Here is a 2,934-nt window from a genome sequence, read left to right on the forward strand (position 1 = left end):
GGCCGGCACGGGGTCCCCGCTACTGGTCGATCTTGTCGTCGACCAGCTTCTTGACGTTCTCCCAGGCCTTGGCCGGGTCGGTGCCGCGCTGCTCGATGTCGAGGATGCCGTTGTCGGTGAGGAAGGTCTTCACCTGGCCGTCGTAGCGGCTGATGACGGCGGGGGTGATGCCGGCCGCCGCGCTGGAGAAGATCTTGCCGACCGGGGTGTCGCCGAAGTACGGCAGCTTGGCGTCCTGGACCGCCGAGGAGGCGAGCGTGTCCTTGGACGAGGGGATGTTGCCGTTGACCGCGAACACCTTGGCGTGCTGGGCCGGGGCGGTCAGCCAGGCCGCGAGCTCGGCGGCCTCCTTGGTGTGCTTGCCGGCCTTGGGCACGGCGAGGAAGGAGCCGCCCCAGTTGCCGGCGACCGGCGGCGCGGCGATGTCCCACTTGCCCTGGTTGGCGGGACCGGCCTGGTCCTTGATGATGCCGGTCATCCAGCTCGGGCAGGCGACGGTGGCGAACTTCGAGTTCTTGAAGGCCGCGTTCCAGGTGCCCTTCTCGTCGAACTGGCGCAGCTTGGCGGTGAGTCCGCCCTGGGCGGCCTTGACGGCGGTCTCCCAGGCCTTCTTCACGCCGGGGCTGTTCTCCCAGTCGAGTTCGCCGCTCGTGTTGGCGTACTGCACCGGGTCACTGGAGACGACGGCGTTGAAGAGGCCGCTCGCGGAGTCGTGGAAGGCGGTGCCTGCGGGCGCGGCCGCCTTGTACTTCTCGCCGGTCTCGATGAACTTGGCCCAGTCGCCGGCCCACAGCTTGGAGACTTCCTCGCGGGCGGTCGGCAGCTTGGCCTTGGCGAAGAGGTCCTTGTTGTAGCAGATGGCCATGGGGCCGATGTCGGTGCCGAGGGCGATGAGCTTGTTGTCGGCGGTCGTCGCCTGCTTGACCTTCCAGTCGAGGAAGTCGGCGGTGTTCGCGCCGCCCTCCTTGCCCAGGTCGACCCACTTGCCCGCCATGGCGGTGCCGGTCGCCTCGGCGATGTAGCCGACCTCGACGGCCTGGATGTCGGCGACGCCGCTGTTGTGGGAGAGGCGCAGCTTCAGGGTGTCCCAGTACTTCTGACCGTCGGAGACGTTCGACTCCTCGATCTTGATGTTCGGGTGGAGCCGCTCGTACTCGGCGTAGAGCTTGGCGCCGGTCTTGTTGTCGTAGCCGAAGGAACCGAAGGTCCCGATCCGCAGCGTGATCTTCTCGGAGCCCTGGCCGCTGGTGCCGCCCTTGCCGCTGTCGTCGTCGCTGCCGCAACCGGTGAGCAGGGTCGTGCCGGTCACGACGACGGCGACCGCCGCGATCGCCGCACGGCGTCCGCGTCTGCTGCTGGAAGTGCGCATTCCACTCTCCTCGTCCAAGGTGGTGCTCGTTGTGCGCCATGAGGCCCGGCCGACTGATCGCGGCTCGGCGGCTGCCTGGCAGGACCTGATGCAGGCTGTGTGCGTCCCGGATGGGAGCGCTCCCACGTCGTTGCCGGAAGGTTGCTGCCTGGCGGGTGCGGGTGTCAAGACATGAACGCGGATTCGTTACCGGAAGGTTTTCCGGGGGTTTCGCGCCGCCCTGCGGCGACCGGGGCGTCATCTCCTGAACGCGGGCGCGTGGCGCGACGGGATCGCATTGGACTAGTGTGGGAGCGCTCCCATCCGTGTGTGGCCGTGGTGAGCAGCGCGTTGTCCTACGAGGGGAGTTCGGGAGTTGTGAACGGACGGCAGAGCGGCAGACCCACCCTGGAGCAGGTAGCGGCCCGGGCCGGGGTCGGCCGGGGCACGGTCTCCCGGGTCATCAACGGCTCCCCGCGGGTGAGCGAACAGACCAGGACGGCCGTCGCCAGAGCCGTCGCCGAACTCGGCTACGTGCCCAACCAAGCCGCCCGCGCCCTGGCGGGCAGCCGCACCGACGCCATCGCGCTCGTCATCCCGGAGGCGGAGGCCAGGCTCTTCGCCGAGCCCTACTTCCTCGACCTCATCCGGGGCGTCAGCGCCGAACTCGCCGAGGCCGACAAGCAACTCCTGCTCACCCTGGTCCGCACCGAGCAGGAGCGGCAGCGGTTCGAGCAGTACCTGGCGGCCCAGCGCGTCGACGGGGTGCTCCTCGCCTCCGTGCACGGCGACGACCCGCTGCCCGACCGGATCCGCGAGCTGGGCCTCCCCGTCGTCATGAACGGCCGCCGCGCCGAGGCCGAACCCGTGCCGTACGTCGACTCCGACAACATCGGGGCGGGCCGTGCCGCCGTCGCCCACCTCGTGGCGCGCGGCCGGAGCCGGATCGCGACCGTCGCCGGGCCGCTCGACATGTACGTGGCGCGCGCCCGGCTCGGCGGCTACCGGGCCGGGCTCACCGAGGCCGGACTCGCGCCCGACGAGGAACTGGTCTCCGCGGGCGACTTCACCGAGGCGGGCGGCCGGCGGGCCATGCGGCTGCTGCTCGACCGCCGCCCGGACCTGGACGCCGTCTTCGCCGCCTCCGACGTGATGGCGGCCGGCGCGCGCGGGGTCCTGCGGGAGGCGGGCCGCCGGGTGCCCGAGGACGTGGCCCTCGTCGGCGTCGACGACTCCCCGGTGGCGCGGCTCATGGACCCGCCGCTGACGAGCGTGCGGCAGCCCATCGAGGAGATGGGCCGCACGATGGCGCGGATGCTGATCCGGGAGATCCACGAGGGCACGGCGACGCCGTCGGAGCCCCGCAGGCACGTCCTGCCGACGGAGCTGATCGTGCGCGACTCCGGCTGACCGGGACCGGTCCCACGGGACGGGTCCGGCTCGGCCGGGTCGTGCTCCGTTCGGCGTCGTGCCCGGGTCGGCCGGGTCGTGCTCGGGCGGGCGCCGCGCTCCGGGAGCGCGGGTACGCGGACGCCCCGCGGGGGTTCTCCTCCCGCGGGGCTCTCGCGTGCCCCGCGCGGCGGGGC

The 2,934-nt window shown here is 71.6% G+C and carries 2 protein-coding genes; one reads left to right on the plus strand and one right to left on the minus strand.

The window, feature by feature from the left end:
* Nucleotides 1-19 precede the first annotated feature (19 nt).
* Complete coding sequence (locus ACFCY7_RS40260; RefSeq protein ID WP_376491049.1) at nucleotides 20-1,369, minus strand: ABC transporter substrate-binding protein; 1,350 nt, start codon at nucleotides 1,367-1,369, stop codon at nucleotides 20-22.
* A 357-nt stretch (nucleotides 1,370-1,726) separates the two neighbouring features.
* Between ACFCY7_RS40260 and ACFCY7_RS40265 the strand changes: the two genes are divergently transcribed.
* Nucleotides 1,727-2,758 carry a LacI family DNA-binding transcriptional regulator gene (locus ACFCY7_RS40265; protein ID WP_376491050.1) on the plus strand — a complete coding sequence of 344 codons (1,032 nt, stop codon included), beginning with the start codon at nucleotides 1,727-1,729 and terminating at the stop codon, nucleotides 2,756-2,758.
* Nucleotides 2,759-2,934 lie beyond the last annotated feature (176 nt).

Source organism: Streptomyces sp. NPDC056361 (assembly GCF_042262805.1).
Taxonomy (GTDB): Bacteria; Actinomycetota; Actinomycetes; order Streptomycetales; family Streptomycetaceae; genus Streptomyces.